The sequence below is a fragment of the Sphingopyxis bauzanensis genome (assembly GCF_002205675.1).
Classification (GTDB): Bacteria; Pseudomonadota; Alphaproteobacteria; order Sphingomonadales; family Sphingomonadaceae; genus Sphingopyxis; species Sphingopyxis bauzanensis.
Genome location: NZ_NISK01000001.1, coordinates 965,853 through 990,330 on the forward strand (window position 1 = coordinate 965,853; position 24,478 = coordinate 990,330).

General features: G+C 65.3%; 22 protein-coding genes. 12 read left to right on the top strand and 10 right to left on the bottom strand.

Going from position 1 to position 24,478, the window contains the following annotated elements; all coding sequences use genetic code 11:
* Positions 1–48: 48 nt before the first annotated feature.
* The 6 genes from CDQ92_RS04705 to CDQ92_RS04730 form a co-directional block, all read right to left on the bottom strand.
* Positions 49–1,611 (bottom strand): DUF1963 domain-containing protein, encoded by a 1,563-nt coding sequence (locus CDQ92_RS04705; RefSeq protein WP_201792027.1) that lies wholly within the window; start codon positions 1,609–1,611, stop codon positions 49–51.
* Between the two features lie 92 nt (positions 1,612–1,703).
* The gene (gene hemH / locus CDQ92_RS04710) at positions 1,704–2,699 is read right to left on the bottom strand and encodes a ferrochelatase (RefSeq protein WP_088440582.1); all 996 of its coding nucleotides are present in this window, start codon (positions 2,697–2,699) and stop codon (positions 1,704–1,706) included.
* A 20-nt stretch (positions 2,700–2,719) separates the two neighbouring features.
* On the bottom strand, positions 2,720–5,008 hold the full coding sequence (locus tag CDQ92_RS04715; protein ID WP_088440176.1) for a xanthine dehydrogenase family protein molybdopterin-binding subunit: 2,289 nt from the start codon (positions 5,006–5,008) through the stop codon (positions 2,720–2,722).
* Between the two features lie 167 nt (positions 5,009–5,175).
* Positions 5,176–5,772: a hypothetical protein gene (locus CDQ92_RS04720; protein WP_088440177.1), complete on the bottom strand. Its 597-nt coding sequence runs from the start codon at positions 5,770–5,772 to the stop codon at positions 5,176–5,178.
* A complete protein-coding gene (locus tag CDQ92_RS04725; RefSeq protein WP_088440178.1) occupies positions 5,769–6,191 on the bottom strand; it encodes a CoA-binding protein in 423 nt (140 codons plus the stop codon). Before CDQ92_RS04725 ends, CDQ92_RS04720 begins: the two co-directional genes overlap by 4 nt.
* Before the next feature lie 6 nt (positions 6,192–6,197).
* Positions 6,198–7,187 carry an Mrp/NBP35 family ATP-binding protein gene (locus tag CDQ92_RS04730; RefSeq protein WP_088440179.1) on the bottom strand — a complete coding sequence of 330 codons (990 nt, stop codon included), beginning with the start codon at positions 7,185–7,187 and terminating at the stop codon, positions 6,198–6,200.
* 91 nt (positions 7,188–7,278) lie between these two features.
* Between CDQ92_RS04730 and hflK the strand changes: the two genes are divergently transcribed.
* The 8 genes from hflK to CDQ92_RS04770 all read left to right on the top strand — a co-directional run bounded on the left by hflK (position 7,279) and on the right by CDQ92_RS04770 (position 15,561).
* Positions 7,279–8,442 carry a protease modulator HflK gene (gene hflK, locus CDQ92_RS04735; RefSeq protein ID WP_088440180.1) on the top strand — a complete coding sequence of 388 codons (1,164 nt, stop codon included), beginning with the start codon at positions 7,279–7,281 and terminating at the stop codon, positions 8,440–8,442.
* Complete coding sequence (hflC, locus tag CDQ92_RS04740) at positions 8,442–9,293, top strand: protease modulator HflC (protein ID WP_088440181.1); 852 nt, start codon at positions 8,442–8,444, stop codon at positions 9,291–9,293. Before hflK ends, hflC begins: the two co-directional genes overlap by 1 nt.
* Before the next feature lie 127 nt (positions 9,294–9,420).
* Positions 9,421–10,914: a trypsin-like peptidase domain-containing protein gene (locus CDQ92_RS04745; protein ID WP_088440182.1), complete on the top strand. Its 1,494-nt coding sequence runs from the start codon at positions 9,421–9,423 to the stop codon at positions 10,912–10,914.
* Positions 10,915–11,036: 122 nt separating this feature from the next.
* Complete coding sequence (locus CDQ92_RS04750; protein WP_088440583.1) at positions 11,037–11,405, top strand: VOC family protein; 369 nt, start codon at positions 11,037–11,039, stop codon at positions 11,403–11,405.
* A gap of 362 nt (positions 11,406–11,767) precedes the next feature.
* The gene (locus tag CDQ92_RS04755) at positions 11,768–13,363 is read left to right on the top strand and encodes a helicase HerA-like domain-containing protein (protein ID WP_373289573.1); all 1,596 of its coding nucleotides are present in this window, start codon (positions 11,768–11,770) and stop codon (positions 13,361–13,363) included.
* On the top strand, positions 13,360–13,800 hold the full coding sequence (locus CDQ92_RS04760) for a globin family protein (RefSeq protein WP_088440183.1): 441 nt from the start codon (positions 13,360–13,362) through the stop codon (positions 13,798–13,800). Before CDQ92_RS04755 ends, CDQ92_RS04760 begins: the two co-directional genes overlap by 4 nt.
* A gap of 67 nt (positions 13,801–13,867) precedes the next feature.
* A complete protein-coding gene (locus CDQ92_RS04765) occupies positions 13,868–15,154 on the top strand; it encodes a cytochrome P450 (RefSeq protein ID WP_088440184.1) in 1,287 nt (428 codons plus the stop codon).
* Positions 15,151–15,561, top strand: coding sequence for a lyase (locus CDQ92_RS04770; RefSeq protein WP_088440185.1), 411 nt, complete (start codon positions 15,151–15,153; stop codon positions 15,559–15,561). Before CDQ92_RS04765 ends, CDQ92_RS04770 begins: the two co-directional genes overlap by 4 nt.
* Positions 15,562–15,620: 59 nt before the next feature.
* Here the strand turns inward: CDQ92_RS04770 and CDQ92_RS04775 are convergent, their stop codons facing one another.
* Together CDQ92_RS04775 and queF are read right to left on the bottom strand one after the other, a co-directional pair.
* Positions 15,621–16,031, bottom strand: coding sequence for an acyl-CoA thioesterase (locus CDQ92_RS04775; RefSeq protein WP_088440186.1), 411 nt, complete (start codon positions 16,029–16,031; stop codon positions 15,621–15,623).
* A gap of 45 nt (positions 16,032–16,076) precedes the next feature.
* Positions 16,077–16,547 carry a preQ(1) synthase gene (queF, locus tag CDQ92_RS04780; protein WP_088440187.1) on the bottom strand — a complete coding sequence of 157 codons (471 nt, stop codon included), beginning with the start codon at positions 16,545–16,547 and terminating at the stop codon, positions 16,077–16,079.
* 117 nt (positions 16,548–16,664) lie between these two features.
* On the opposite strand from queF, the gene CDQ92_RS04785 reads away from it, so the two are divergent.
* The 4 genes from CDQ92_RS04785 to CDQ92_RS04800 all read left to right on the top strand — a co-directional run bounded on the left by CDQ92_RS04785 (position 16,665) and on the right by CDQ92_RS04800 (position 21,698).
* Entirely contained in the window at positions 16,665–17,975 is a 1,311-nt protein-coding gene (locus CDQ92_RS04785) for a hypothetical protein (RefSeq protein ID WP_088440585.1), read from the top strand.
* 184 nt (positions 17,976–18,159) lie between these two features.
* Positions 18,160–19,002, top strand: a complete 843-nt coding sequence (gene sseA, locus CDQ92_RS04790; protein ID WP_088440188.1) for a 3-mercaptopyruvate sulfurtransferase — start codon at positions 18,160–18,162, stop codon at positions 19,000–19,002.
* Positions 19,003–19,131: 129 nt separating this feature from the next.
* Positions 19,132–20,334 (top strand): cystathionine beta-lyase, encoded by a 1,203-nt coding sequence (gene metC, locus CDQ92_RS04795; RefSeq protein WP_088440189.1) that lies wholly within the window; start codon positions 19,132–19,134, stop codon positions 20,332–20,334.
* Positions 20,331–21,698 carry a mechanosensitive ion channel family protein gene (locus tag CDQ92_RS04800; protein ID WP_088440190.1) on the top strand — a complete coding sequence of 456 codons (1,368 nt, stop codon included), beginning with the start codon at positions 20,331–20,333 and terminating at the stop codon, positions 21,696–21,698. Before metC ends, CDQ92_RS04800 begins: the two co-directional genes overlap by 4 nt.
* Here CDQ92_RS04800 and ppa read toward each other — a convergent pair.
* Complete coding sequence (ppa, locus tag CDQ92_RS04805; RefSeq protein ID WP_088440191.1) at positions 21,692–22,228, bottom strand: inorganic diphosphatase; 537 nt, start codon at positions 22,226–22,228, stop codon at positions 21,692–21,694. The genes CDQ92_RS04800 and ppa overlap by 7 nt on opposite strands.
* Positions 22,229–22,444: 216 nt before the next feature.
* Positions 22,445–24,370: a M61 family metallopeptidase gene (locus CDQ92_RS04810; protein WP_088440192.1), complete on the bottom strand. Its 1,926-nt coding sequence runs from the start codon at positions 24,368–24,370 to the stop codon at positions 22,445–22,447.
* Positions 24,371–24,478 lie beyond the last annotated feature (108 nt).

The window sequence follows — 24,478 nt, forward strand, 5'->3', positions numbered from 1 at the left end:
TACCGGAACGTCAATCGCAAAGCTATTCAGGGGGCTGGGGTCAGGACCCTAGTTGCTCACCTGGACGCGCAGCCGGGAAAAGTCGCCGATAGCGAGGTCGGCCTTGTCGATCGTCACCACCAGATTGTCGCAGTCGCCGAACATCCGGCTCATCAACCCACTGGTCGGCAGTTCGAGCAAGACGGCGTCGCGATCCTCGTCATAATCATGGACATGGCGGAAGGGTTCATGCCCGATCGCCGCCATTTCGCACGCGGCAAGGTCGCGCCAATAGGGCTCGTAAAACGCGCGCATCGGCACCGACAGGCTGTCCGGGTCGGCGCACCACGCATGTTTGGCGCGGTCGAACAGGATCGTCTGATAGTCATGGACCCACAGATTGGCGTCGGCGCGGTGCGTGGTCAGCGGCAGGGTGAGGGTGTCGCGCACCTCTGCGCCGGTTTCGGGGTCGATGCGGTGAACCGCTTTTGCCCAATGGATCGCGTGCAGCGCGGACATGACGGCCGTTGCGTCGCTCGCCGAAAAGGCTTCCTTGGCTGGGCTTTCGTGGACGATGGCGACGATCTCGTCGGCGCGGATGCGCGCCTCGCGGTTGATCGCGGCGCACTGCTCCAATGCGACAATGTCCTCGGCGCTCGCGCCCGGGGCTGGTGTCGCGTCGGTCGTCAACCGGTCGAGCCGCATTTCCAGAATGGCGATCATCGCCGTCATGCTGCCCCAGTCGAAAGGGTGGAGGGCGGGGTCGGCAATATCGTAGCTGCGGCTATACAGCATCGCGCCAATGTCGTTCGGATCGCCCTCGACCCGCGGATCGGCGTCGCCCGGCCCTACCGCGACCAGATCGACCGGCCATTCCGGAAACGCGCGTACCGCAAAGGGCTCGAGGTCGCCAAAGCGCAGCCCGCCATGCGGGCCGAACCATCCGCCTTGATCGTCGAGCGCCAGCGGCGGCGACACCGCCACATCGGTATCGCGCAGATGCAGCACCTGCATATGATAGCCGCGGCGATGGATGAAAAAGGCAAGCGCGCCGTCGCGCGGCCCCAGCCCGTTCCACAGCGCGGGGGGCAGACTGGCGCAATCGATCTGGGCCAGGAAGTCGGCGGGTTCGCCGTCGATTTGCGGCCATTCGGTGCCGACGGGCAGGCGCGGGCAACCGCCGAGCCAGCTGTTGGTTGAAATGGCATCGCGCAGCGGGATTTGCGGCACGAGGCGTAGCGTAACGGCTTCGGTTTCGATCTCGGCGCTTGCGATTCGATGCGCTTCGTCTTCGACCTCGGACGCCAGCGCTTCGAGCGTCGCATCGACCGCAGCGGCCTCGCCATCGGGGGCGGGGACTTGCCGATAATCATAGTCGGTCTCAGCCTGCGGCTGGAGCGGCGCCTTGCCGCTGACGCGCGCGAGTCGCGATGCGGAGATTTCGACGACTTCGGCCTCGGGCTTCGCCTTGCGCGACAGTTTGGGCATTCGGCTTTCACCTGGCGCGCGCGGAGCCCGCGGCGGGGCGGGGGCGGTGCGCGGACGGCGCAGCCACCAGATGGCAAAGATGAGCCCCACAAAGGCCAGCGTGATCCCGGCGAGCATGAGCGCTGCCGATTGGATCTGGTTCATTGCGAATCTCCAAATTGCCGCGACCGGACCGTTTCGGTGCCGCGTCGGAGCAATCTAGTGCATGGACCTAAATAGTTGGTAAGCGCCGGAGATTAAAGCCAGCCCGCCAGCTCGCGGCGCATCAGCGTCTCGAGCATCGCCATCCCGGGGGTGTCGGCATTCAGGCACGGCAGATAGGCAAAGCGACCACCGCCCGCAGCCTCAAACTGCTCCTTGCCACGGATCGCCAGCTCTTCGAGCGTTTCCAGGCAATCGGCCGAAAAGCCGGGGGCAAAAATCGCGACGCTCTGGCCCGCCCTGCCGAACGTTTCGAGCTGGGTGTCGGTCGCGGGTTCGAGCCATTTGGCGCGGCCAAAGCGCGACTGGAACGCGACCTCGATCGGGCGGCCCATCGCTTCGGACAGCAGCCGCGCGGTCTTGCGGCACTGGCAATGATAGGGATCGCCCAGATGGAGCGTGCGTTCGGGCATGCCGTGGAAGCTCGCGAGCAAGACATCAGGGGTGAAATCGAGCGCCGCCAGTCCCGCATCGACTGACGCCTTCAGCGCGCCGATATAGGCGGCATCGTCATGATAAGGCGGCAGATAGCGCAGCGCCGGTTGCCAGCGCAGCGTCTTCAGATGCTCACCCACCGCGTCGACCACGGTCGCGGTCGTTGCTGCGCAATATTGCGGATACATCGGCGCGATCAGGATGCGTTGGCACCCGGCGGCCATCAGCGCGTCGATTGCCGGGCCGATCGCGGGCTTGCCGTAGCGCATTGCATAAGCAACCTGCACCGCATCGCCGAACAACGGTGGCAATGCCTCACTTTGCGCGTGGGTGATCGCGGCGAGCGGCGATCCGTTCTCGGTCCACACCTGCGCATAGGCATGGGCCGATTTTTTGGGCCGGGTGGTCAGGATAATCCCGCGCAGGATCGGCTGCCACAATATCTGCGGGATTTCGACGACGCGGCGGTCGGACAGGAACTCGGCCAGATAGCGCCGGACCGACGGCGCATCGGGCGCGTCGGGCGTGCCAAGGTTGACGAGCAGCACGCCGATGCGGGGCGCGGCGACGGGCGGATGATTGGGGGGCAGGGTCATAAGCGGTGCGCCGACGTCCGTCACAGCGGCTGCGCCGACAGGGGCAGGCGGCGGATGCGGCGGCCGGTCGCGGCGAACATCGCATTGGCAATCGCGGGCGCGACGACGGGGACGGCGATTTCGCCCAGCCCGCCGGGTTCGCGGTCGCTGTCGACAAATTCGACCAATATCTGTGGGGTCTGCGACAGGCGCGGCAGGCCAAGCTGGCCCAGCTTGCGCGCGGTTGCGACGCCGCCTTCATAATCCGTGGTCGCACCGACCGCGGCGGCGAGGCCAAAGATCAGCCCACCCTCGATCTGTTGCCGCGCGACCCCCGGATTGACGAGGCGCCCGGCATCGACGACCGCGACCAGTTGTTCGACCTGCAACCCCTTGTCGCTTTGCCGCGCCGTCGCCATCAGCGCGATATGGCTGCCGCGCATGCTGTGGCATGCCAGTCCCTGCGCCGCCCCTGACAGACCGCCCTCCCAGCCGCCAAGGCTGGTCGCGGTGAGCAGGCAGCGCGCGAGCAGCGGCGCGTCGCCCAGCATCGCGATCCGGTAGGACAAGCCATCGGTCCCGGCGCGCGCCGCCATTTCATCGACGAAGCACTCGGTGAAAAAGGCGGTGTAGCTGTCGGCATTGCCGCGCCAGCGCCCGGTGGGCAGCCCGATGTCAGCGGGGCAATGGTCGACCGCGTGGTGCGGAATCGTATAGCTGCTCGCGGCGCCCTCGACCGCGGCGGCGTCGGCGCTACCGGCCGCGTCGCGCTGCGCGACATCGGCGGGGGTGTTGTCGAACAGCCGCGCGCGCACCTCGTGACTGGTCGGCGGCACCGCGATCCGCGTCACCAGCGCGTCGATCCCGCCCGCAACATTCAATGTCGCGCTCAGCCGCGCCCGCGCCGGCGGGCGCGGCGGCAGGCGCATGATTTCTTCGGCGCGCGACCAGGCGAGCTGGATCGGGCGTTTGATCTGCAACGCGATGATCGCGGCCTGCACCGCGGCGCTATGATCCAGGCATGCGTCGAACGATCCGCCCGCCATCATCGGGAACAGGATGACGTCGCTTGCCGCCAGCCCGGTCGCTTGAGCGATCGCATCGCGGCATTGCGCGGGCGCCTGCGTCGCGACCCAAACCCGCAGCCGCCCGCCGTCGGGGGCCGCGGTAGCGCTGCGCGTTTCGATCGGTGCATGCAGCGCGGGCGCGACGGCATATTCGACCGCGATTCTGGTCCGCCCGGTCATCGCCTCGGCAACGTCGCCCTTGTGCGATATGCGATAGCCGCCGTCCTTCAGCGCCTGTTTCAGCGCCGCGTCGATCCGTTCGGTCGAAATCTGCGTCCCGGTGCTTTCGAACACCGGGGCAAAGCGGTCGAGCGCGCGGTTCGCCGCCCACCAGTTGCGCGCCACGGTGGCAACCCAGCGCTCGTGCGTGACGACATGGAGCAAGCCGGGCGTCGCCATGCCCGCCTTGCGATCGATGCTTTTCAGCCGCGTCGCGCCGAGCGGTCCTTGCCGGATTGCCGCGAAAACCATGTCGGGCAGGCGGATGTCGCCGGCATAGTTGGCCGACCCGTCAATCTTGGCGGGCAGGTCGAGCCGCGTCAGTTCCTTGCCGAAAAGCGGGTCGCCGCTGCTGGCGCGATAGACGGGATCAGCGGGCGGTTCGAGCAATGCCGCGGCGGCGGCAACTTCACCGAAGCGCAGCTTTTTCTTGCCGAGGATGACGAAACCGTCCTGCGTGTCGCAGTCTTCCCAATCGGCGTCCCAGCGCGCTGCCGCGGCCATCATTAAAAGCGCGCGCGCCTGCGCCGCTGCCGCGCGGCACGGTCCCTCGAACATTCGCACCGACGAGCTGTTCGCGGTCAGCATCACCGCGTGGCGTACCGCCCACTCGCGCCGCGCCCAACTGCGCACGTCGGACACGAAATCGGGGACACCGGCGCGCGGCATGAACACCGCGCTATTCTCGTCAATCAGCAGCGTGTTGGTATAGAGCGGGCTGATCGGCGCGGTTTCGACCGCGATTGTGCGCCAGTCGGCGCCCAGCTCGTCGGCCATAATCTGCGGGAGCAGGGTGGTGACGCCCTGGCCCATCTCGCATTGCGGGACGATGGCGCTGATATGCCCGTCGTCGCCGATCTTCAGAAAGGCATTGAAGACATGCTCGTCGGGCGCCGCGGTGACGTTCGGTTGATAATCGCGCGGCCACAGGTTCCACGCGATCGCCAGCCCGCCCGCGGCGGTAGCGCCGACCAGCATCTGGCGGCGGCTGACATGGGGCAGCCGCGATCTATTTTTCCCAACCGTGTCGCGAATGCCCACCATCGCCGACGCTGATAAGCGGGGCGAGTCGCGAGGGCAAAGGCTTTTGGTGGATATCGAAGCCCAACCCCCTTTCGTCATTGCGAGCGTAGCGAAGCAATCCAGGGCGGTTTACGCAGGCTCTCGATTGTCGCGTTGCCTTCGGCTCCTCGCAATGACGTGGTTAAGGCCTACCACCCCCAGGGCGCCGGTGGCGGGGCAACCGGCTGGCGGTAATCGAAGGTCACGCGAAAATCGCGGCCGTCGCGGCTCAGGCCGTAGGTAAAACCGTCGGGCGTTGTTTGGACCGACCAAATGTTGGTGTTCGACACGCTGCGTCCGGTGCGGGTGAACAGCGCGATCGATTCGGCGTCGACGGGGAAGGTCTGGCGCGCCGCCGTCCCCGCGTCGGCGGTATCGCCGCCGTACATCGTCAGCTCGTCCTTGCTGCCGTCGGTGTGGCGATGGTCGTGCTTGAGGCGCAGGCCGGTGGCGGTGCGGGTGATGATCCAGGTTCGCGAGCGGTCCCAGCTGCCATCGGGGCCGAGGCCGTCGATGTGAAAGGGAATTTCGATGCGGTCGGGCGTACAGCTGCGGACGTGCATAACCATCGCTTTGCCGCGCATATCGGCATCGGCCTCCTGCGAACTGGCCAGTTTACCCGCGTAAGCCTTGCCGCAGTGGGCGGTCAGCGCGGCAAAAAACGCATCCTGCGGGCCGCTGGCGGCGGGGGTCGTCGCGCAGCCCGTCAGGGTGATCGCAGCGACAAAGGTCAGCGCGGTCTTCATTTCAGTAGCCCCAGGCGCGGAATTTCGATCTTCGGACAGCGGTCCATGACCACCACCAGCCCCGCTGAATCGGCGCGCTTCGCGGCGGCGTGGTTGATCACGCCCAGCTGCATCCACACGGCCTTGGCACCATGGACGATCGCTTCGTCGACCGCCGTCCCGGCATCCTCGCTGTTGCGGAAGATATCGATGAGTTCGGCGGGCGGTTCGACATCGGCGAGGGTCGCGACGACTGGGGCGCCATGGATCGTCGCGCCGGCATGGCCCGGATTGACCGCGATCACATTATGACCCTGCGCGACCAGAAAGGCGAGGACGCCGTTCGATGCGCGCGCCGGGTTGGGCGAGGCGCCGACCACCGCGATGCGCCGTTTTTCCCCCAGCAGCTCGCGAATTTCGCCTTCGTTGTTGATCGCCATATCCTGTTACCCCTGTTTGCGCGCGTGCAGCCAATCGCCGACTTTTGCCGCTATCGCATGGAACGGCTCGCCCGCCGGGTCGGTTCCGGCGGCGGGCGGCACCCCGCCGTCGCTCGCCAGCCGGATGCCCATCGATAGTGGGACGCGGCCGAGGAAGTCGAGGCCCATCGTCTGGGCCGCCGCCTCGGCGCCGCCGCTGCCGAACGGATCGCTGACTTCACCGCAATGCGGGCAGGCATAGCCCGCCATATTCTCGACCAGCCCGATGATCGGCACGTCGGCCTGTTCGAACAGGCTGATCGCGCGCGTCGCGTCCATCAACGCCAGATCCTGCGGCGTCGATACGATCACCGCGCCCGCGGGCTTGTGCTTCTGGATCATGGTCAGCTGGACGTCGCCGGTGCCCGGCGGCAGGTCAACGATCAGCGTGTCGATCTCGCCCCAGCTGGCATCGACCAATTGCTCCAGCGCCTTGCCCGCCATCGGCCCGCGCCAGGCGATCGCCTGCCCGGGCGCCGCGATCTGCCCGGTCGACAGCATCGGCACGCCATAAGCATTGGGAACGGGGATCAGTTTCGATCCGCGCGATTCGGGTTTGACGCCTTCGCTGTCCATCAGGCGGGGCTGCGACGGGCCATAGATATCGGCGTCGACCAGCCCGACCTTGACCCCGCGCCGCTGCAGCGCGACCGCGAGGTTGGCGGCGAGGGTCGATTTGCCGACCCCGCCCTTGCCGCTGCCGACCGCGATGATCGTCATCGTCTTTTTCTCGGCGGTCATCGCGATGCGAACCTCGCTGACCCCCGCTACGGCGAGCAGGCCGGCGCGCAATTTGTCCCCGAGCGGTTGGCGATCCTCGACCGCCAGCCCCGACACGTCGAGCACCACCGCCAACAGTCCGTTATCGTCGAGCAATCGCAACCCCGATGTCCGGCCATCGCTCAGCGTGGCGGCGGCGGCGGTCAGGCGGGCGATGTCGGTGCTTTGGTCGGTCATGTCCGCGGCAGATAGGCATGCGCGGATCAATTGCCACCCATTTTCGCGCGCACCCCCTGTTAATCGCGCGCGCCGCCCCTATAAAAGCCTTATGAACGATAATATCGACGGCAACATCGGACGCCGCAGCCCGAGAGGATTGCGGCAATTTTTCGAGGCGATCAGCCTGATGGCGAACAGCCCGTGGGGCAATGGCCCCAAGGGCGGTGACGGTGACGGTTCGGGGGATGGCAAAAAGCCTGGCCCGCGCAACCCGTGGGTCACCCCCGACCCGATCGACATCAACCGCGGGCGCAAGCCGCGCGGTCCTTCGGCGCTCGACGAGCTGCTGCGCAAGGGTCGGGGCGGCTTCGGCGGCGGCGGATCCGGCGGCGGCAGCCAGTTCGATCTGGGCGATTCGGCGAAATTCTGGAAATGGGGCGTGCTCGCGGCGGCCGTGCTGTGGGTGATCTTTTCCTCCTTCCACATCGTGCCGCCGGAAAAGGAAGGCGTGATTACCCGCCTCGGCAGCTATTCGCGCACCGCCGGTCCGGGCGTAAAGCTGACCTGGCCGGCGCCGATCGAGCGCATCCGGCTGGAAGACGTTCGCGCCATCCGCACCATGGCGGTCGGTTCGCCCAATGCGACCGACGAGAATTTCGTGCTGACCCGCGATCAGAGCCTGATCGATCTTGCTTATGAAGTGCGCTGGTCGGTGCGCGATCCCGAGCTATTCTTTTTCCAGCTGTCCGATCCCGAAGGCACGATCCGCGAAGTCGCCGAAAGTTCGATGCGCGCGACCGTTGCCAACTTCAACCTGACCGACGCGATTGGTCCGGGCCGTGTCGAGATCGAGGCGCAGGTGCAGCAACGTATGCAGGATCTGCTCAACCAGTATCGCGCCGGCGTGTCGATTCAGGGCATCGCGATCCGCCAAGCCGATCCGCCGAGCCAGGTCGACGAAGCGTTCAAGGAAGTCACCGCCGCGCTGCAGGAACGCGAATCGGCGATCAACCTGTCGCGCGCTTATCAGCAGCAGGTGCTGGAACGCGCCCGCGGCGATACCGCGGCGTTCGACCAGATTTACGAACAATATCGGCTGGCGCCGGGGGTGACCCGCAAGCGGCTTTATTATGAAACGATGGAGAATGTGTTGTCGAATGTCGACAAGACCGTCGTCGAAGCGCGCGGGGTAACTCCCTATCTGCCGCTCAACGAGGTCCAGAAACGGATTCCCGCCACCCCGCCCGCTGCGGCGACGAAGGGAGGCGAATGATGTTTAGTTCGCTTACGCAGAACCCGGTGCGCCTGCTCGTTGGGGCCGTCGCGCTGCTCGTCATTCTGTCGCAGTCGCTGGCGATCGTCCCCGAGGACCGGCAGGCGCTGATCCTGCGCTTCGGTGAAATCGAGCGCACCGTGAACCGTTACAAGCCGAACGAAGAGTTCGGCAGCTCGGGCGCCGGCCTCGTGCTGCGCGTGCCGTTCACCGACGGCATCCAATATATCGACAAGCGGATCATGGGCGTGAACATGGAACGCCAGCAGGTGCTGTCGACCGACCAGCAGCGCTTGCAGGTCGACGCCTTTGCGCGCTTCCGCATCACCAACCCGGTGCGTATGTACACCGCGATCCGCACCGAGGAGCGGTTGCAGCAACAGCTCGCGACGATCCTGGGTTCGTCGCTGCGCAACGAGCTCGGCAAGCGCACCTTTGCCACCCTGCTCTCGCCCGAGCGCGGCGCGGTGATGGATAATATCCAGGTCGCGCTCAACCGTGAGGCGAATAAATATGGCGCCGAGGTCATCGACGTGCGGATCAAGCGCGCCGACCTGCCCGAAGGCGCGACGCTTGAGGCCGCGTACAACCGCATGCGCACGGCGCGTCAGCAGGAAGCGACCGCGATCCGTGCCGAAGGGCAAAAGGAAGCGCAGATCATCCGCGGTAACGCCGATGGTGAAGCCGCGCGAATCTATGCCGCCAGCTTTGGCAAGGATCCCGAATTCTACGACTTCTATCGCGCCATGCAAAGCTATCGCCAGACCTTCCTGGGCGAAAACAACCAGGGCGGGACGTCGATTATCATGTCGCCCGACAATGAATATCTGAAGCGTTTCAGCGGCGGTTGATACGATCCGGCGCGCCGGTGAATGGAACCGAAAGCGCCCGTTCATGTTCAATTGGCGTTCAGCCGCCTCGCCGCAGACAATCGCGGCCGGGGTAGTGAGTTTTTCGAAGAGAAGAGGATTTTCGATCGTGCGTTATGTTTATGGCATCACTTCGGCCTTGCTGGCGGGTGGCACCGCGCTGGCGCTGGTCACCCAATCCCCTGTTGGCGCACAGGTCGCGCAGAACGAGCAGAGCGAAATTGCCAAGGTTGTGCCGCGTTCGGGGGCGCCCGAAAGCTTTGCCGATCTGGTCGAACAGCTGCAGCCCGCGGTGGTCAATATCTCGACCAAGCAGAATGTCACGCTGGGTGTCCGACTCAACCCCTTTGCCGGGACGCGCGAACCGATCACGCAGGAACAGCAGGGCGGCGGCTCGGGCTTCCTGATCTCGGCCGACGGCTATATCGTCACCAACAACCATGTGATTTCGGGCGGCCCGCGCGGCGAGGCCGTCAACGAAGTCACGGTGATCCTGACCAATCAGAAGGAATATCGCGCGACGATCGTTGGCCGCGACGCCGCGTCCGATCTCGCGTTGCTCAAGATCGACGCGACCCGTTTGCCGTTCGTTAAGTTCGCCGACGGTGGCACCGCGCGCGTCGGCGATTGGGTGGTGGCGATCGGTAACCCGCTGGGCCTCGGCTCGACCGTGACCGCGGGCATCATCTCGGCTTTGCAGCGCAACATCGGCCAAGGCGGCGCTTATGACCGTTATATCCAGACCGATACGGCGATCAATCGTGGTAACTCGGGCGGGCCATTGTTCGATTTGCAGGGCAATGTCGTCGGCATCAACAATATGCTGATCTCGCCTGTCGGCGCCAATATCGGCGTCAACTTCGCGATCCCCGCCGACGCGGCGATTCCGGTGATCAACGCGTTGCGTGCGGGCGAAAAGGTTCAGCGCGGCTATCTCGGCATCGGCATCGCGCCGGTCGACGAGGATCTGGCGGCTGCGCTCGGCCTCCCCAAGGATCGCGGCGAGTTCATCCAGCGCGTCGAACCCGGTCAGGCGGGCGAAAAGGCGGGCCTCAAGCGCGGCGACGTCGTGACCAAGGTCAATGGCCGCGAAGTCACGCCGCAGCAGACTTTGTCCTATATCGTGTCGAACACCAAGCCGGGGACGCGCATCCCGCTCGAGATCATTCGCGACGGCAAGCCGATGACGCTCAACGTCCTGGTTGGCACCCGTCCGCCCGAGGAAGAACTGGCCGGCAGTACCTTTGACCCTGAAGCGGAGCAGACCGAGCCCGAGGATCCGACTGGCGCCGCCGACAAGGCGATCCAGGAATCGCTCGGCCTCGCGGTGCAGGTCGTCACCCCCGACATCGCGCGCGCGGTCGGGGTCGATGCCGGAACCAAAGGACTGGTGATCGGCGCTGCGTCGGCGAACAGCGACGCGGGCCGCAAAGGCCTGCGCCGCGGCGACGTCATCCTCAGCGCCAACCGCACGCCGGTGGCGACCAGCGAAGCGCTAGCCAAGGCCGTTGCCGATGCGAAGCGGGCAGGCCGCGACGCGGTGCTGCTTGAAATTTTGCGTCGTGGTAATCCGTCGGCGTTTATCGCGGTCCGGTTGAAATAAGCCTCGGCATCTTTGCTTCTCGAAAGGGCGCCGCGACCACCCGGTCCGGCGCGCTTTTTATTTGCGCGCTGCCGCATATGTTCCTATTTTGTTCTTACCTTAATGAGTCGGGAGGATGAATGATGATCGGTTATGTGACCCTGGGCACCAACGATCTGGCGAAAGCCGCGGTGTTCTACGACGCGATCGCTGCGGAACTCGACACCCCGCGGATGATGGAATTCGACGGCTTTATCGCTTGGGGAAAGCCGGATGGCGCGGCCGGCATCGGGCTGACCAAGCCGTTCGACGGCAATGCTGCCAGCGTCGGCAATGGTGTGATGGTGGCGTTGGCAGCCAAGGACAAGGACCAGGTCCAGCGCCTCTACGACATCGCGCTCGCCAACGGCGGCACCTGCGAAGGCCCCCCGGGACCGCGCGGAGAGGGCTTCTACGCCGGCTATTTCCGTGATCCGGATGGCAACAAGCTCAACGCATTCATCATGGGGTGATGGGTTGGCGCTGACGTCGGATGATTAGAAAATCCTCCCTGTCGCGCAGCGATGGGGAGGGGTATCGTCCGTGCAGATGCCCGATGACGCAGCCGCTTCCCCCATACGCTTCTCCCGGAACCCCGGCACGCGCCACTATTTTATAGCGACAAGGGAGACAGTTCGGCGGCCACATCCGTATCTTTTGTCTCCTTTGGGCATCGGCACAGCTATCGCTCGTCGCGATTTGCGAGTGAGGTTGCGCAGGTTTCTGCCGTTCCTTCCTCAACCGGCCACCGCCGCCACTTCCGGGTTTGCCGATTGCCTGACTCGCCACGCCGCTCTAGATCGATGGAGAGGTGCCCAAGTGGAGGAAAAGCACAGTGAGTGACGGCAGCACGGCGAGCGAAATCTATATCGGCCTGGGTGGCGGTGGCGCCGCCGATGGCCCGCGTCAGTCGCTGGTGCTCAAGCGCGCCAACCGCCACGGGCTGATCGCTGGCGCGACCGGCACCGGCAAGACGGTAACCTTGCAGGGGCTCGCCGAAGGCTTTTCGGCGGTCGGCGTCCCGGTGTTCGTCGCCGACGTCAAGGGCGACCTTGCCGGCATGGCGATGGCGGGCAGCGCGATGGCCAAGGTCCACGAACCCTTTTCGAAACGCGCCGCTGAAATCGGCGACACCGAATGGACGTATCGCGACAATCCGGTCATTTTCTGGGATTTGTTCGGCGAACAGGGCCACCCGATCCGCACGACGATTTCCGAAATGGGGCCGCTGCTACTGGCGCGGCTGATGGGGCTCAACGAGGTGCAGGAGGGTGTGCTCGCCATTGCCTTCCGCGTCGCCGACGAACAGAATCTGCTGCTGCTCGACCTCGGCGATTTGCAGGCGATGCTGGTGTGGTGCGCCCAAAACGCCGACGAACTGACGACCAAATATGGCAATGTGTCCAAAGCGACCGTCGGCACGATCCAGCGCCAGTTGCTGACCCTCGAAAGCCAGGGCGGCGCGCATTTCTTTGGCGAACCCGCGCTCGACATCCACGACATGATCCGCTGCGACGACAATGGCCGCGGCTATGTCAACATCCTCGCCGCCGACAAGCTGATGGCAAGCCCCAAGCTCTATGCGACCTTCCTGCTCTGGCTGCTCAGCGAGTTGTTCGAAACGCTGCCCGAGATCGGCGATCCCGACAAACCCAAGCTCGTCTTCTTCTTTGACGAGGCGCACCTGCTGTTCGACGACGCCCCGCCCGCACTGACCGAAAAGATCGAGCAAGTCGTGCGCCTGATCCGATCCAAAGGCGTCGGGGTGTATTTCGTGACGCAAAATCCGATCGACATTCCCGAGGACGTCGCAGGCCAGCTCGGCAACCGCGTCCAGCATGCGCTGCGCGCCTTCACCCCGCGCGACCAGAAGGCGGTCAAGGCTGCGGCCGACACGTTCCGCCCTAATCCCGAGATCGATGTCGCGCGCGAGATTACCGAGCTCAAGGTCGGCGAGGCACTGGTGTCGCTGCTGATGCCCGACGGCGCACCGTCGCCGGTCGAACGCACGCTGATCAAGCCGCCCTGCTCGCGCGCCGGTCCGCTCGACGCCAAGGAGCGCGCCATCATCAAATCGATTTCGCCGGTCGACGGCAAATATGACACCGCGGTCGACCGCGAGAGCGCCGAGGAACTGCTCGCGATGAAGGCCGACCAGGCGCAGGCCGCGGCGATCGAAGCCAAGGCGCAGGCCGAAGCCGACAAGCAGGCGGCGATCGCCGCCAAAGAAGCGGCGAAGGTGAAGGCTGCCGAGGAGCGTGAGCGCTTGCGGCTCGAAAAAGCGGCGGCGCGCGAGGCGGCGAAGCCGTCGATGACGGAGAAGATGGTGCAATCGGCCGCACGCTCGGCAGCGACGAGCATCGGGCGGCAGGTCGCGGGCAAGTTTGGTGGCCAGCTGATGCGCGGGATATTGGGCAGCCTGTTCAAATGAGCGACGCCGATGCCGCGCTGATGGAGGCGAGCCTCACCGCCGTCGCCGACGCGGGCATCGACATCCGCCACACGCTGTTCGAGCGCTTCTTCACCGCCTATCCCGAGCGGCGCGCCAGCTTCATTTCTGTCGATGCCGCGTCGCGGCGGATGACCGACGAAACGCTCCAGATGATGTTCGGACTGGCCGGCGCTGAGGAGTGGGTGTGGCCGCTCGTCGCCGAACTGGTGTTCACGCATCGCAGCTATGGCGCACTGCCGATCGCCGAATATGACGCTTTCATCGATATGACGGTCGCGGAATTGGGCTTGGCGGCGGGACCGGCGTGGAGCGTACCGGTCGCGGCAGCTTGGCAGCGACAAGCTGACGCGCTGAAGGCGATGATCCGCAAGGCGCGCGTCGAATGGGCAAGCGCGATGCCCGCAGGGGCGTCGTAAGTCGCTTGGCGATTGGCCGGCGTCTAAACCCTCGACTCCCACCGCGAATCGCGGCAGCATAGGTTGCATGACAAAACCGATATTGCCTCAAGAGGTGGCTTCCGCCGTTGTCGACCCCGTCGCATACGGCCAATGGGAAACGCTGCACGAGCAGCTGAGTTGGGCGCGCGCCAATGCGCCGCTGGCGGTGGCCGAGAACCACGATCACGACCCGTTCTGGCTCGTCACCCGCCACGCCGACATCATGGCGATCAGCCGCGATCCGCAACGCTTTGCCAACGGCATCCGCCCGACGGTGCTGACCAACCGCGACGGCGAGGCACTGGCGCGCGCCGCCACCCCGAACAATGACGGCCACCTGATCCGCTCGCTGGTCCAGATGGACGCCCCCGACCATATGAAATACCGGCTGCTGACCCAGAGCTGGTTCATGCCGAAGAACCTGAAGATCGTTGAAGAGCGCATCCGGCAGATCGCCCGCGAAACCGTCGATCAGATGCTGGCGCAGGGCGGAGCGTGCGACTTCGCGCGCGACGTGGCGGCGCATTATCCGCTGCGCGTTATCATGGACATTTTGGGGGTGCCTCCTGAGGATGAGTCGCGGATGCTGATGCTGACCCAGCAATTGTTCGGGCCGACCGACCCCGAACTGAACCGCAGCCGCGAGGCGATTACCAGTGCCGAGCAGGCGATCGCGATGCTCAACTATGTCATCGCCGATTTCGAAAATTACTTCGGCGCTCTCACCGCAGAACGCCGCGCCAACCCGCGCGAGGACATCGCGACGGTGATCGCCAGCGCGACGATCAACGGCGAACAAATCCCCGACCGCGAAATGTCGGGCTATTATATGATCGTCGCGACCGCGGGGCACGACACGACGAGCGCCTCGACCGCCGGGGCGATCATGGAACTGGCCAAGAATCCGGCGCTGTTCGAACGCTTTCGCGACGCGGCGACTGACAAGGCTGGACTGATCGAGGAAGCGATCCGCTGGACCACCCCGGTGCAGCACTTCATGCGCAGTGCGAAAGAAGATGTCGCAATCGGCGGCCAGAAGATCCGCGAAGGCGACTGGTTGATGCTCAACTATGTCTCGGCCAACCGCGACGAGGACGTGTTCGGTGATCCGTTCGCGTTCAACCCCGATCGCGAAAAGAACCAGCAGATCGCCTTCGGCTTCGGCGCGCATGTGTGCCTTGGCCAGCATCTGGCGCGGATGGAAATGCGGATTTTGATGGAGGAACTGCTGCCCAGGGTCAAAAGCCTCGCACTGGCTGGCGAGCCCGCGCGCGTCGAATCGGTGTTCGTCGGCGGGCTGAAACGCCTGCCGATCCGATTCGAGGCGGCATGACCGAAAGCTACGAGCCGCCGTCCGATTTTCTCAAGGGCGTCATAAATGAGTGCGTGCCATTAGGTGGCAGTTCATTCGGGCAGGCCAATCGGGTTCGACTGATCGAAATGACGAGCGATGCCAATGTTGCCAACCGCGATTGGGCGACTTTTTTGCTGGCGCAGGCCGATTTTGACGATGATGTGGTTCGGGGAGCCCTGCGAACGGCGGCTGACGACAGTGATTCTGTCGTGCGGGCAGAGGCCATATTGGGACTCACCAACCGATCGGCGCCTGAGGCCCTTTCGCTTGTGCAGCGCGAACTGGCAGGTGAGGTGGCGAGCATACCGATTATGGAGGCGGCTGAAGAACTCGCAGATCCCCGATTGATCGAGGCTGTTCGTGTCTTTGCGGAAGGTGACGACTGAATCGCAGAAGCCGCACGCCGCGCAATGGAAGCGTGCTCGCGCGGCGCAGCCGCAGCTGTCTAGACCTTCTCACCCGGAAAGAAGCGCGCGATCACATCGCTTGCCAGCCGGGCGGGGCGCAGCGTTTCTGCGTCGACGCAGCACCAGCTCGACTTTACTTCCGCCAGCACATCCTCGCCGCGCTTGATGATCGTTTCATAGAAAGCGCGGGCGCCCTGCACCTTTTCCAGGATGACAGTCGCGATGACCTGGTCGTCGAGGAAGGCGGGGCGGCGGTAGGTGATTTCGTGCTTCAGGGCGACCCACAGATGCGCCGCCACTGCGTCGGGCGGCGCGATATGGCGCCAGTGCGACAGCACCGCTTCCTGCACCCAGCTCAGATAGTGGGCGTTATTGACGTGCCCCATGAAATCGATCTGGTCGGAACGGACGGCGATAGGGTGGTCGTGCGGGAGTGAGGCTGCGGTCATGTCGTTTACACTAGTGTCAACAAATTGTGACGGAAAGATGAAATATCAACCGCGCCCGCGATAAGGGGCGACGCCCTGATCGGGCAGCCACAGGTCGGCGGGCGGCGCGCCCGACTGCCAGAAGACATCGATTGGAATGCCGCCGCGCGGATACCAGTAGCCGCCGATCCGCAGCCATTGGGGCTGCATCTCGTCGAACAGGCGGCGCCCGATGCCGACGGTGCAATCTTCGTGAAAGCCCGCATGGTTGCGGAACGAACCTAGGAACAGCTTCAAGCTTTTCGATTCGACGATTGTCTCGCCCGGCGCATAGTCGATGACAAGATGCGCGAAATCGGGCTGGCCGGTCACCGGACAGAGCGAGGTAAATTCGGGCGCGGCAAAGCGCACCAGATATAATTCGCCTGCGCGCGGATTGGGGACGTAATCGAGGACCGCAGCCTCGGGCGCGGCAGGAAGGTCGCTCGACTGGCCAAGATGTTTCGGCGCGAGCGGGGGATGGCTGGAATCACTCATGGAAACCGTCTAGGGCGCAGCGCGGCCTTTGTCACCGACGGGATGGGACATGGGCCGGGTTCAGCGCCAATTCAGCGGCGCCGACCATGATTGAACAATTCGGGATCGCAGATCATAATGACGGACAGGATTTTCGGCCAAAGCAGCAGTGCGGCGCGATTGCCGCTGTTTGCGCTGGTGCTCGCGCTGATGGGAACCGCGACCGTGCGCGCGCAGGACGCGGAAACGCCGACCCCGGCGCCGTCGTCGATCTTCCGCCTCCCGCCCGCCGACGATGGTCGCGCCCCCGGGGTGCAGGGACCGTCCGACAACGGCCTGCCGCCGGTCGCGCCGAACGAACGGCGCGGTTCGCCGCAACCCGCGCCGAATCCGGTGCCCCCGCCGACCCCTGCGCCGCCGCGCGTGGCGCCGACCCAACCGCCAACGACCACCATCCCATCACCCGCACCGGCCCGCCGCGAAACCGCGGCCCCGGACACGCCGCGTGCGGCGCCCGCGACCTCGGCCGCCGCGCCCGATTCGGCGGGGCAGACCGGTACCGATCTGCCGCCGCTGCAAACGGACACGCCCGAGGTTGCGGCGCCGACGGTGGCCGCCGCGCCCGCATCCGACGCCACGCCGATCGCGGCAACGCCGGGTGAGACGCCCTCGGGCACGCCGCTCTGGGCCTGGATTCTCGCGGTGCTCGCCGCGCTCGGCGCCGGGCTGTGGTATTGGCGCCGCCGTCCGGCGCTGGCGGGTCCGGCCGACGACCCAGTGGCCGGCGCACCGCGTCCCGCGGTCCCGCCACCCGCTCCGCGCGCAGCGACGTCACCTGCGCCGCGCCCTGCACCTGCGCCGGAGCCTGCTCGGCCGACGCTGCCCGCCGGACCGCGCGCCGCATCCCCGCTGGTCAACCGCGCGGCGGGCGAGCGCCGCGCGGTGGTTGGTATGGCGCTCGACATTCGCGGCATCCGCTTTGCACCCGATCATGTCGTGGTCGCATTCTCGCTCCACCTCATCAATCAGGGCATTTTGCCCGCGACCGGACTGATGGTCCGCATCGCGCTCAATCAGGGATCGGCGATGCCCGAAGCCGTGCTCGGCCGCTTCTTCGACGGGGCAGGGGGCAGCGTGCTGCGCGACGATATGAGGCTCGATGCAGGCGCGGGTGAGGAATTGACGACCGAAGTCATGCTGCCGCGCGCCGCGATCGAGCCGCTGATGATCGGCGGCAAGCCGATGCTGGTGCCGGTGATTGCGCTCGACGTCACCTATCATTGGGACGGCGAAGGTGAGGCTTTTGGCCAGAATGCCGGCAGTTTTGTGCTCGGCCGCGAGCAGGGCGCAAGCGGCAGCGACAAGCTGGCGCCGCTGGCGCTCGATCGCGCCGCCTATCTGGTCGACCGCCCCGGCGCGCGCGCCACGGCGATCAAGCGCGCGCAATAGCTTCGGCGCGTCCCGCGCGAAAAACGAGAGGTTTTTGTTGCGGCGCAGCATTGGCTGAGGCACAGCGCCACCGTGCTTGAAAAAGAGCACGGCGGGGCATAGGCTTGCTTTCCCCGGAAAGAACAGCGCAGGATGACCGGCGAAGGGACAACAAGGTTCCGATCGGTCGCAACAGGAGCATGACATGGACGCCTTGGTCTCAACCGACTGGCTGGAACGCGAACTGGGGGCGTCGGACCTGCGGGTCGTTGACGCGACGAAATTCTTGGGCGACTCCGGGCGCGACGCACGCGCCGAATATGAAGCGGGGCATATCCCCGGCGCGGTGTTCATGGACCTGGCCGAACTGACCGACCCGTCGAGCGACATTGACAATATGGCACCGCAGGCCGAAAAATTCGCCAGCCGCATGCAATCGTTGGGCCTTGGCGACGGCAGCCGCATCGTGCTCTACGACGACAGCCCGCTGAAAAGCGCGGCGCGCGCCTGGTGGCTCCTGAAACTGTTCGGCGCACACGATGTGGCGCTGCTCGACGGCGGCCTCGCCAAATGGAAAGCCGAAGGCCGGGCGCTCGAAATGGGTAAGCAGACGCTGCGCCACCGCCACTTCACCGTGTGGCGCGATGCCAAGGCGGTGCGGACCAAGGACCAGATGCTCGCCAATGTCGACAGCGCCGCCGAACAGGTCGTCGATGCGCGTCCCGCGGCGCGCTTTACTGGCGAAGAACGCGACCCGCGCCCGGGCCTCGCCCCCGGCCACATCCCGAATTCGCGCAGTTTGCCGCATAGCGCGCTGTTCAACGCCGACGGCACCTGGAAACAGGGCGACGATCTGAAGGCCGCGTTCGATGCCGCCGGGATCGACCTCGACAGGCCGCTGGTGACCACCTGCGGCAGCGGCATGACCGCGACCGTCGTGGCCTTTGGCGCGCATTTGCTCGGGAAAGAGGATGTCGCGGTTTATGACGGCAGCTGGACCGAATGGGGCGCCGACCCGGCGACGCCGAAGGCAACCGGCGCGGCTTGAAACTTATGGCGTGTCGCGCGGGGTAGTCCATCTCCCTGCGCGTAGCGCTGTTTTGACTCACAACGGCCCGCTGCGCGGGCGTAGGTCCCAGCCACTGGATTTTGCTCCCTGCTCCGCTAACAAGGGTCGATGAGCAAAAGCGACGACGAGAACCTCCGCCCTGCCACCAAGCTGGTGCAAGGCGGGCGGCGGCCCGAGTGGACCGGCGATCCGCGGCTGGGCGGCAGCGTCGTCAATCCGCCGGTGTGGCGCGCCTCGACGATCCTTTACGACAATATCGCCGACCTCGAGGCGCGCGGACACGCAACGCACGACAAGCTGTATTACGGTCGCCGCGGTACCCCGACGGTATGGGCGCTCGCCGATGCGCTGACCGGCATGGAAGCGGGCGCGGCGGGGACGTTGCTCTATCCGTCGGGGGTTGCGGCCAATTCGGCGGGGCTGCTCGCGCTGCTCGCGCCCGGTGACCATCTGTTGATGGTCGACAGTGCTTATGAACCGACGCGTGCCTTTTGCGATGGTTTGCTTGCGCGCTATGGCGTGACGACGTCCTATTATGATCCGCTGATCGGGGCGGCCATCGCCGACCTGATCACCCCGCAAACCAAGTTGATCTTCCTCGAATCGCCGGGCAGCCTGACCTTCGAGGTGCAGGATATTCCCGCAATCACCCGGGTCGCGCGCGACCGCGGCGTGCTGACGATGCTCGACAACACCTGGGCGACACCGCTGTTGTTCCCCGCGTTGGCGCACGGCGTCGATGTGACGATGATGAGCCTCACCAAATATGTTGGCGGCCACAGCGACGCGATGATGGGGTCGCTCACCGCCACGAAAGCGATGTGGCCGCGGCTGCGCAGCGCGGCGTATCAGCTGGGGCAGGCGGTATCGCCCGACGATTGCGCGCTGATGCTGCGCGGGCTCAGGACGCTTGATGTTCGCATGCAGCGGCACGGCGAAAACGGCATGGCAGTCGCCAACTGGCTCGCAGCGCGGCCGGAAGTCGGGCGTGTTCTCCATCCCGGGCGCGAGGGCGACCCCGGCCATGCAATCTGGTCGCGCGACTTTGGCGGCACCAGCGGGCTGTTCGGCTTCACCCTGAGCGGCGCCGCCGCCGCCGCGCGCACGCGCTTCATCGACGCACTGTCGCTGTTCGGCATCGGGTTCAGCTGGGGCGGTTATGAAAGTCTGGTCGTACCCAGCAATCCCATCCGCACTGCGACGCCGCGCAACGATCCAGACCCGCTCGTCCGCCTGTCGATCGGGCTCGAAGATCCCGTCGACTTGATCGCCGATCTCGAAAAGGGCTTCGGCGCAATGACCGCGCCATGATGAGCATCGACGAACTTGCCGCCCGGATGGGCTTTCCTTCGCTCGCCGACGCGCGGCTGGCCGAACTCGCGATCGCTGCGGCGCTCGGCGCACTGGCGCTCGGCATCGGCTGGCTGGTCAAGCGGCGCCTCGGCACGCGGCTCGCTGACTGGCTGCACGGGCAGGAATTTGGTGCGCCCGGGCCGCTGACTGCACGCGCCGCAGCGATGGTTGGCTGGCTGGCCGCGCTGTTGTTTGTCGGCATCGTCATCGCTGCGTGGCCATGGGACCCATTTGCGCTGCTGCTGCTCGATATTGTGCTCGCGATCAGCATTGCGGTGCTGATCCGCAACATTCTGGTCGGGGTCGGGCTGGGCGACGGGATCGCGCTCGCGGGTGCCTTTGTCGCGCTCGTCGTGATGCTGTCGCGCGCGGTCGGCGGGCTTGAAATGCTGCAGGCACGCCTGGACAGCGTCGGCTTCTCGGTCGGCGCGCGCCATTTCTCCTTGCTGTCGGCGATCAACATCCTGCTGACCGTCGTCATCCTGTTTACGATCGTCCGCGTCGCCAACCGCGTGCTGCGCCGGATGATCAAGGGCAGCGACAAATTCGATCCGACGCAGCGGCTGCTGATCGAAAAGATTTCAGGCGTGGTGATCATCGTCGCGGCGTTTTTCGTCGGCATCGACATGCTCGGCATCGACCTCACCGCATTCGCGGTGTTCTCGGGCGCGCTGGGACTGGCGATCGGCTTCGGGCTCCAGAAAACCGTCGGCAATCTGATCGCCGGCATCATCCTGCTGATGGACCGGTCGATCAAACCGGGCGACGTGATTGTTGTTGGCGACAGTTTCGGTTGGGTCAACAAGATCGGGGTGCGCGCCGTGTCGGTGATCACGCGCGAGGGCAAGGAGCATCTGATTCCCAATGAGAATCTGATGACCCAGGAGGTCGAAAACTGGAGCTATTCCAGCCGCGCGGTGCGCGTGAAGATCGAAGTCGGGGTCGCCTATGACACCGACCTCCGCCTCGCGCAGCGCCTGATGATCGAGGCCGCGAAGGAATCGAAGCGTGTGCTGGAAGAACCGGCGCCCGTCTGCTGGATCACGGGTTTTGGCGACAGCAGCGTCGACCATCAACTGCGCTTCTGGATTACCGATCCCGAGGGCGGGGTCGGCAATATCAAGGGCGGCGTGTTCTTGAGCATCTGGGACAAATTTCAGGAAGCCGGGATCGAAATCCCGTTCCCGCAGCGCGACCTTCATGTCCGCGACCGGCCCGAAGCGGCGACCAAGCCGGTGGCTGCCTCCAAGCCCAAGTCAGCAACTGAGCCGCAAAAGGCGGCCCGCGGCCCCCGCCGTCGCGGGGGCGACGATCCTCAGTAACCGGCCTGCTTGGCGCGTTCGACGCATTCGACGATGATGCGCTTGGCTTCGTCAACGTCGCCCCAGCCGTTGAGCTTCGCCCATTTGCCGGGTTCAAGGTCTTTGTAGTGGGTGAAGAAATGCTCGATCTGTTGCAGAACGATCGGCGGCATATCGGTGTAGCTTGCGACATCGGCATAGTAGGGGAAAGTCTTGTTGACCGGGACGCAGAGCAGTTTCTCGTCGCCGCCAGCGTCATCTTCCATGAGCAGCACGCCGATCGGACGGCACTTTACGACGGCGCCAGCGACGATCGGCGAGCGCGCGACGACGAGCGCGTCAAGCGGATCGCCGTCTTCGCCCAGCGTGTGCGGCACAAATCCGTAATTGGCGGGATAGCGCATCGGGGTGTGGAGGAAACGATCGACGAACAGGGCGCCCGACGCCTTGTCGAATTCATACTTCACCGGCTCGCCGCCGATCGGCACTTCGATCAGGACGTTCAGGCTATCGGGTGGGCTGTCGCCGGCGGGGATCAGGTCGATGCGCATGGGAGAGTGGAGTCCTTTTGTTTTTTGAGTCGGGCGCCCCTTAGCGCCGGAAAGCGCGAAAAGTCGAGGGTGAAGGGAGTCTCTCCCTGTGGCCGCAGGTCATGGCGAGGTGGCAGCGCAACCGCTGACAGAGGGGCTATGGCGCGACGCCGCGGCCCCTCCACCAACGCGCTACGGGCGCGGTCCCCTTCCCCATCGCTTCGCGACAGGGAGGACTTATAGCGCCCGTTTCGGCGCGAACAGCCGGTCGAACCAGTCCGGCCCGCTGCCGACCTTTTCGATATGCGGCCAGCGCAGCCCGCCGTGATAGGCGAGGTCGATCTGACGATAACGCCCGCCGCGCTCGACGAGCAGCCGCACCGGGGTCTTGCCGTCGGTTGCGGCGCGGATCGCGGTCTCCAGCCGGTCTTTACTGTAACTCATGCCGTCAACGGCGACGATCTTGGTGCCGTTGACGATGTCCGCCTTGAACGCCGGACCGTCCCACAGGACCGCGCTCGCGTCACCGTCTTTGTTAAGCGTCATCCCGAGCGAGTGGGTCAGGTCGTAATTTTTTGCCTGCGCCATGCGGTCGCGGTCGAAGACGTTGGGCGCATCGCGCCACACCAGCCGGTATCCCGCGCGCTCGATGCCACGAACCGGCGCGCCTTGCCCCGGCGCCTGCAACCGGTCGCGCAGGAAACGCGCCCAGTCATTGGGATGTACCGCATTCAGCGCCGCGACGACATCGTCGAAATTATAGCTGTCCTGCCCCCAATCCCCCTCACGCCCGCCGAAAAAAGCGCGCGCGAAATCGTCTAGGCTTTTGGCGTCGTTCGTCGCCTGGCGGATCAGCAGGTCGGCCTCGAGCCAAGTCAGCGATCCCTCATTGTAATAATCCTCGCCGCGCGACCAGCTGGCAAAGGGCTTGGGTTTGCGCGCGCCGATGACCGGGTCCAGCGTCGTATCCTCGACCGATCGCCATTCACGCCCCGGCTGCACGCTATAAAAGCCCGCGTGGGTCGCCCATTCGGCCAGGATCATCTCTTTCGACTGCATCCCCGACCGGCCGGCGAGCACCAGGTCCCAATAGCTGGTCTGGCCTTCGTAAACCCACAGCAGATTGCCCTGCATCGGGGTGCGGTAGTCGGGGGTCCATAATTTGTCGGGGCGGCGATATTTGCCATTCCAGCTATGCACCAACTCGTGCGGCAGCAGCCCGCGTTCATGGTCATTCTCGTCCCATGCCGTGAAATAGTCGCGATTGCGGCTGTTTTCGCTGCTGCGATGATGCTCCAGCCCGATCCCGCCCAGCTCGTCGGTCAGCGCGAGCAGGAATTCATAGCGGTCGAACGGGCGCGATCCGAACAGCGCCACCGTCTCCGACACCAGCGCCGCGTGGCGCGCGATATGGTCGGGGCGGGCGTCGAGGTATTTGGCTTCGTCGGCAACGACGTTCAGCGTCACATTCTGGCCCAAATCCCACTTGCGGAAATGGCGGCCCGCGAACATCGGGCTGTCGACCAGCACCTCATAATTGGTCGGCGCATAGCTGTAGCGATTACCCGCGACCTTCAGCCCGTCGAGCGCCGCGACGCCGGTCCACCCGTCGGGCAGCGTCACTTCCAGCTGAACCGGGATCTGCCGCGTGAAATAGCCTGCGGGATAGAGGCTGACCTGTTCCCATTGCAGGTTCATCATCGCCGGGGTGACGACGACGCGGCCCTCGCTGGTGCGGGTGGGCGACAGGAAATCGAACGCGACGTCAATGCTTTTGACCCCGGCGGGAACATCGATGTCGAACGCATGAACGTCGGCCGGCTGGCGCGTCCAGCTCAGCGGCTTGCCGCCCGCGGTGGGTTTGAACCCCGCCATTTCGGCGATCGCGCCGCGCGGGGCGTGCTTGCCGGGCAGCCATTCGGGATAGAGCAGGGTCAGCTTGCCGGGCTTGGCGACCGGGATTGTCTGGCGGACATGAAAGATGCCGCGCGCAACGTCGGTGGCATCGACTTTCAGCTGTATGGTGCCTGGATAGGGTTTGTCGGCGGGCAGCGGGATGGTCAGTGGCTGCACGACCGGCTGCGGGCGGCTGTTGCCGTTTTGGGCAGAAGCGGCGGGGATGATTGCGATCAGGGCGACAGCGACTAGCAGTTGTTTTTTCATTGCGGGATTGTGCCGGGAAATGGGCGTGAGGTCCAGACTTAGCCCCGCTCCTTCAGGGGAGGGTGGGGGCCAGCGAGGTGGCGCCATGGCCGATGGCGCCCAGCCCGC

Coding starts and splice junctions, on each gene's coding strand:
- CDQ92_RS04765 (WP_088440184.1), top strand. CDS start 13,868: ATGACAAAACCGATATTGCCTCAAGAGGTGGCTTCCGCCGTTGTCGAC.
- CDQ92_RS04750 (WP_088440583.1), top strand. CDS start 11,037: ATGATCGGTTATGTGACCCTGGGCACCAACGATCTGGCGAAAGCCGCG.
- CDQ92_RS04810 (WP_088440192.1), bottom strand. CDS start 24,370: ATGAAAAAACAACTGCTAGTCGCTGTCGCCCTGATCGCAATCATCCCC.
- ppa (WP_088440191.1), bottom strand. CDS start 22,228: ATGCGCATCGACCTGATCCCCGCCGGCGACAGCCCACCCGATAGCCTG.
- CDQ92_RS04775 (WP_088440186.1), bottom strand. CDS start 16,031: ATGACCGCAGCCTCACTCCCGCACGACCACCCTATCGCCGTCCGTTCC.
- CDQ92_RS04800 (WP_088440190.1), top strand. CDS start 20,331: ATGATGAGCATCGACGAACTTGCCGCCCGGATGGGCTTTCCTTCGCTC.
- CDQ92_RS04705 (WP_201792027.1), bottom strand. CDS start 1,611: ATGAACCAGATCCAATCGGCAGCGCTCATGCTCGCCGGGATCACGCTG.
- CDQ92_RS04715 (WP_088440176.1), bottom strand. CDS start 5,008: ATGGTGGGCATTCGCGACACGGTTGGGAAAAATAGATCGCGGCTGCCC.
- metC (WP_088440189.1), top strand. CDS start 19,132: ATGAGCAAAAGCGACGACGAGAACCTCCGCCCTGCCACCAAGCTGGTG.
- hflK (WP_088440180.1), top strand. CDS start 7,279: ATGAACGATAATATCGACGGCAACATCGGACGCCGCAGCCCGAGAGGA.
- hflC (WP_088440181.1), top strand. CDS start 8,442: ATGTTTAGTTCGCTTACGCAGAACCCGGTGCGCCTGCTCGTTGGGGCC.
- CDQ92_RS04785 (WP_088440585.1), top strand. CDS start 16,665: ATGACGGACAGGATTTTCGGCCAAAGCAGCAGTGCGGCGCGATTGCCG.
- sseA (WP_088440188.1), top strand. CDS start 18,160: ATGGACGCCTTGGTCTCAACCGACTGGCTGGAACGCGAACTGGGGGCG.
- CDQ92_RS04730 (WP_088440179.1), bottom strand. CDS start 7,187: ATGACCGACCAAAGCACCGACATCGCCCGCCTGACCGCCGCCGCCGCC.
- CDQ92_RS04720 (WP_088440177.1), bottom strand. CDS start 5,772: ATGAAGACCGCGCTGACCTTTGTCGCTGCGATCACCCTGACGGGCTGC.
- CDQ92_RS04725 (WP_088440178.1), bottom strand. CDS start 6,191: ATGGCGATCAACAACGAAGGCGAAATTCGCGAGCTGCTGGGGGAAAAA.
- CDQ92_RS04760 (WP_088440183.1), top strand. CDS start 13,360: ATGAGCGACGCCGATGCCGCGCTGATGGAGGCGAGCCTCACCGCCGTC.
- hemH (WP_088440582.1), bottom strand. CDS start 2,699: ATGACCCTGCCCCCCAATCATCCGCCCGTCGCCGCGCCCCGCATCGGC.
- CDQ92_RS04770 (WP_088440185.1), top strand. CDS start 15,151: ATGACCGAAAGCTACGAGCCGCCGTCCGATTTTCTCAAGGGCGTCATA.
- queF (WP_088440187.1), bottom strand. CDS start 16,547: ATGAGTGATTCCAGCCATCCCCCGCTCGCGCCGAAACATCTTGGCCAG.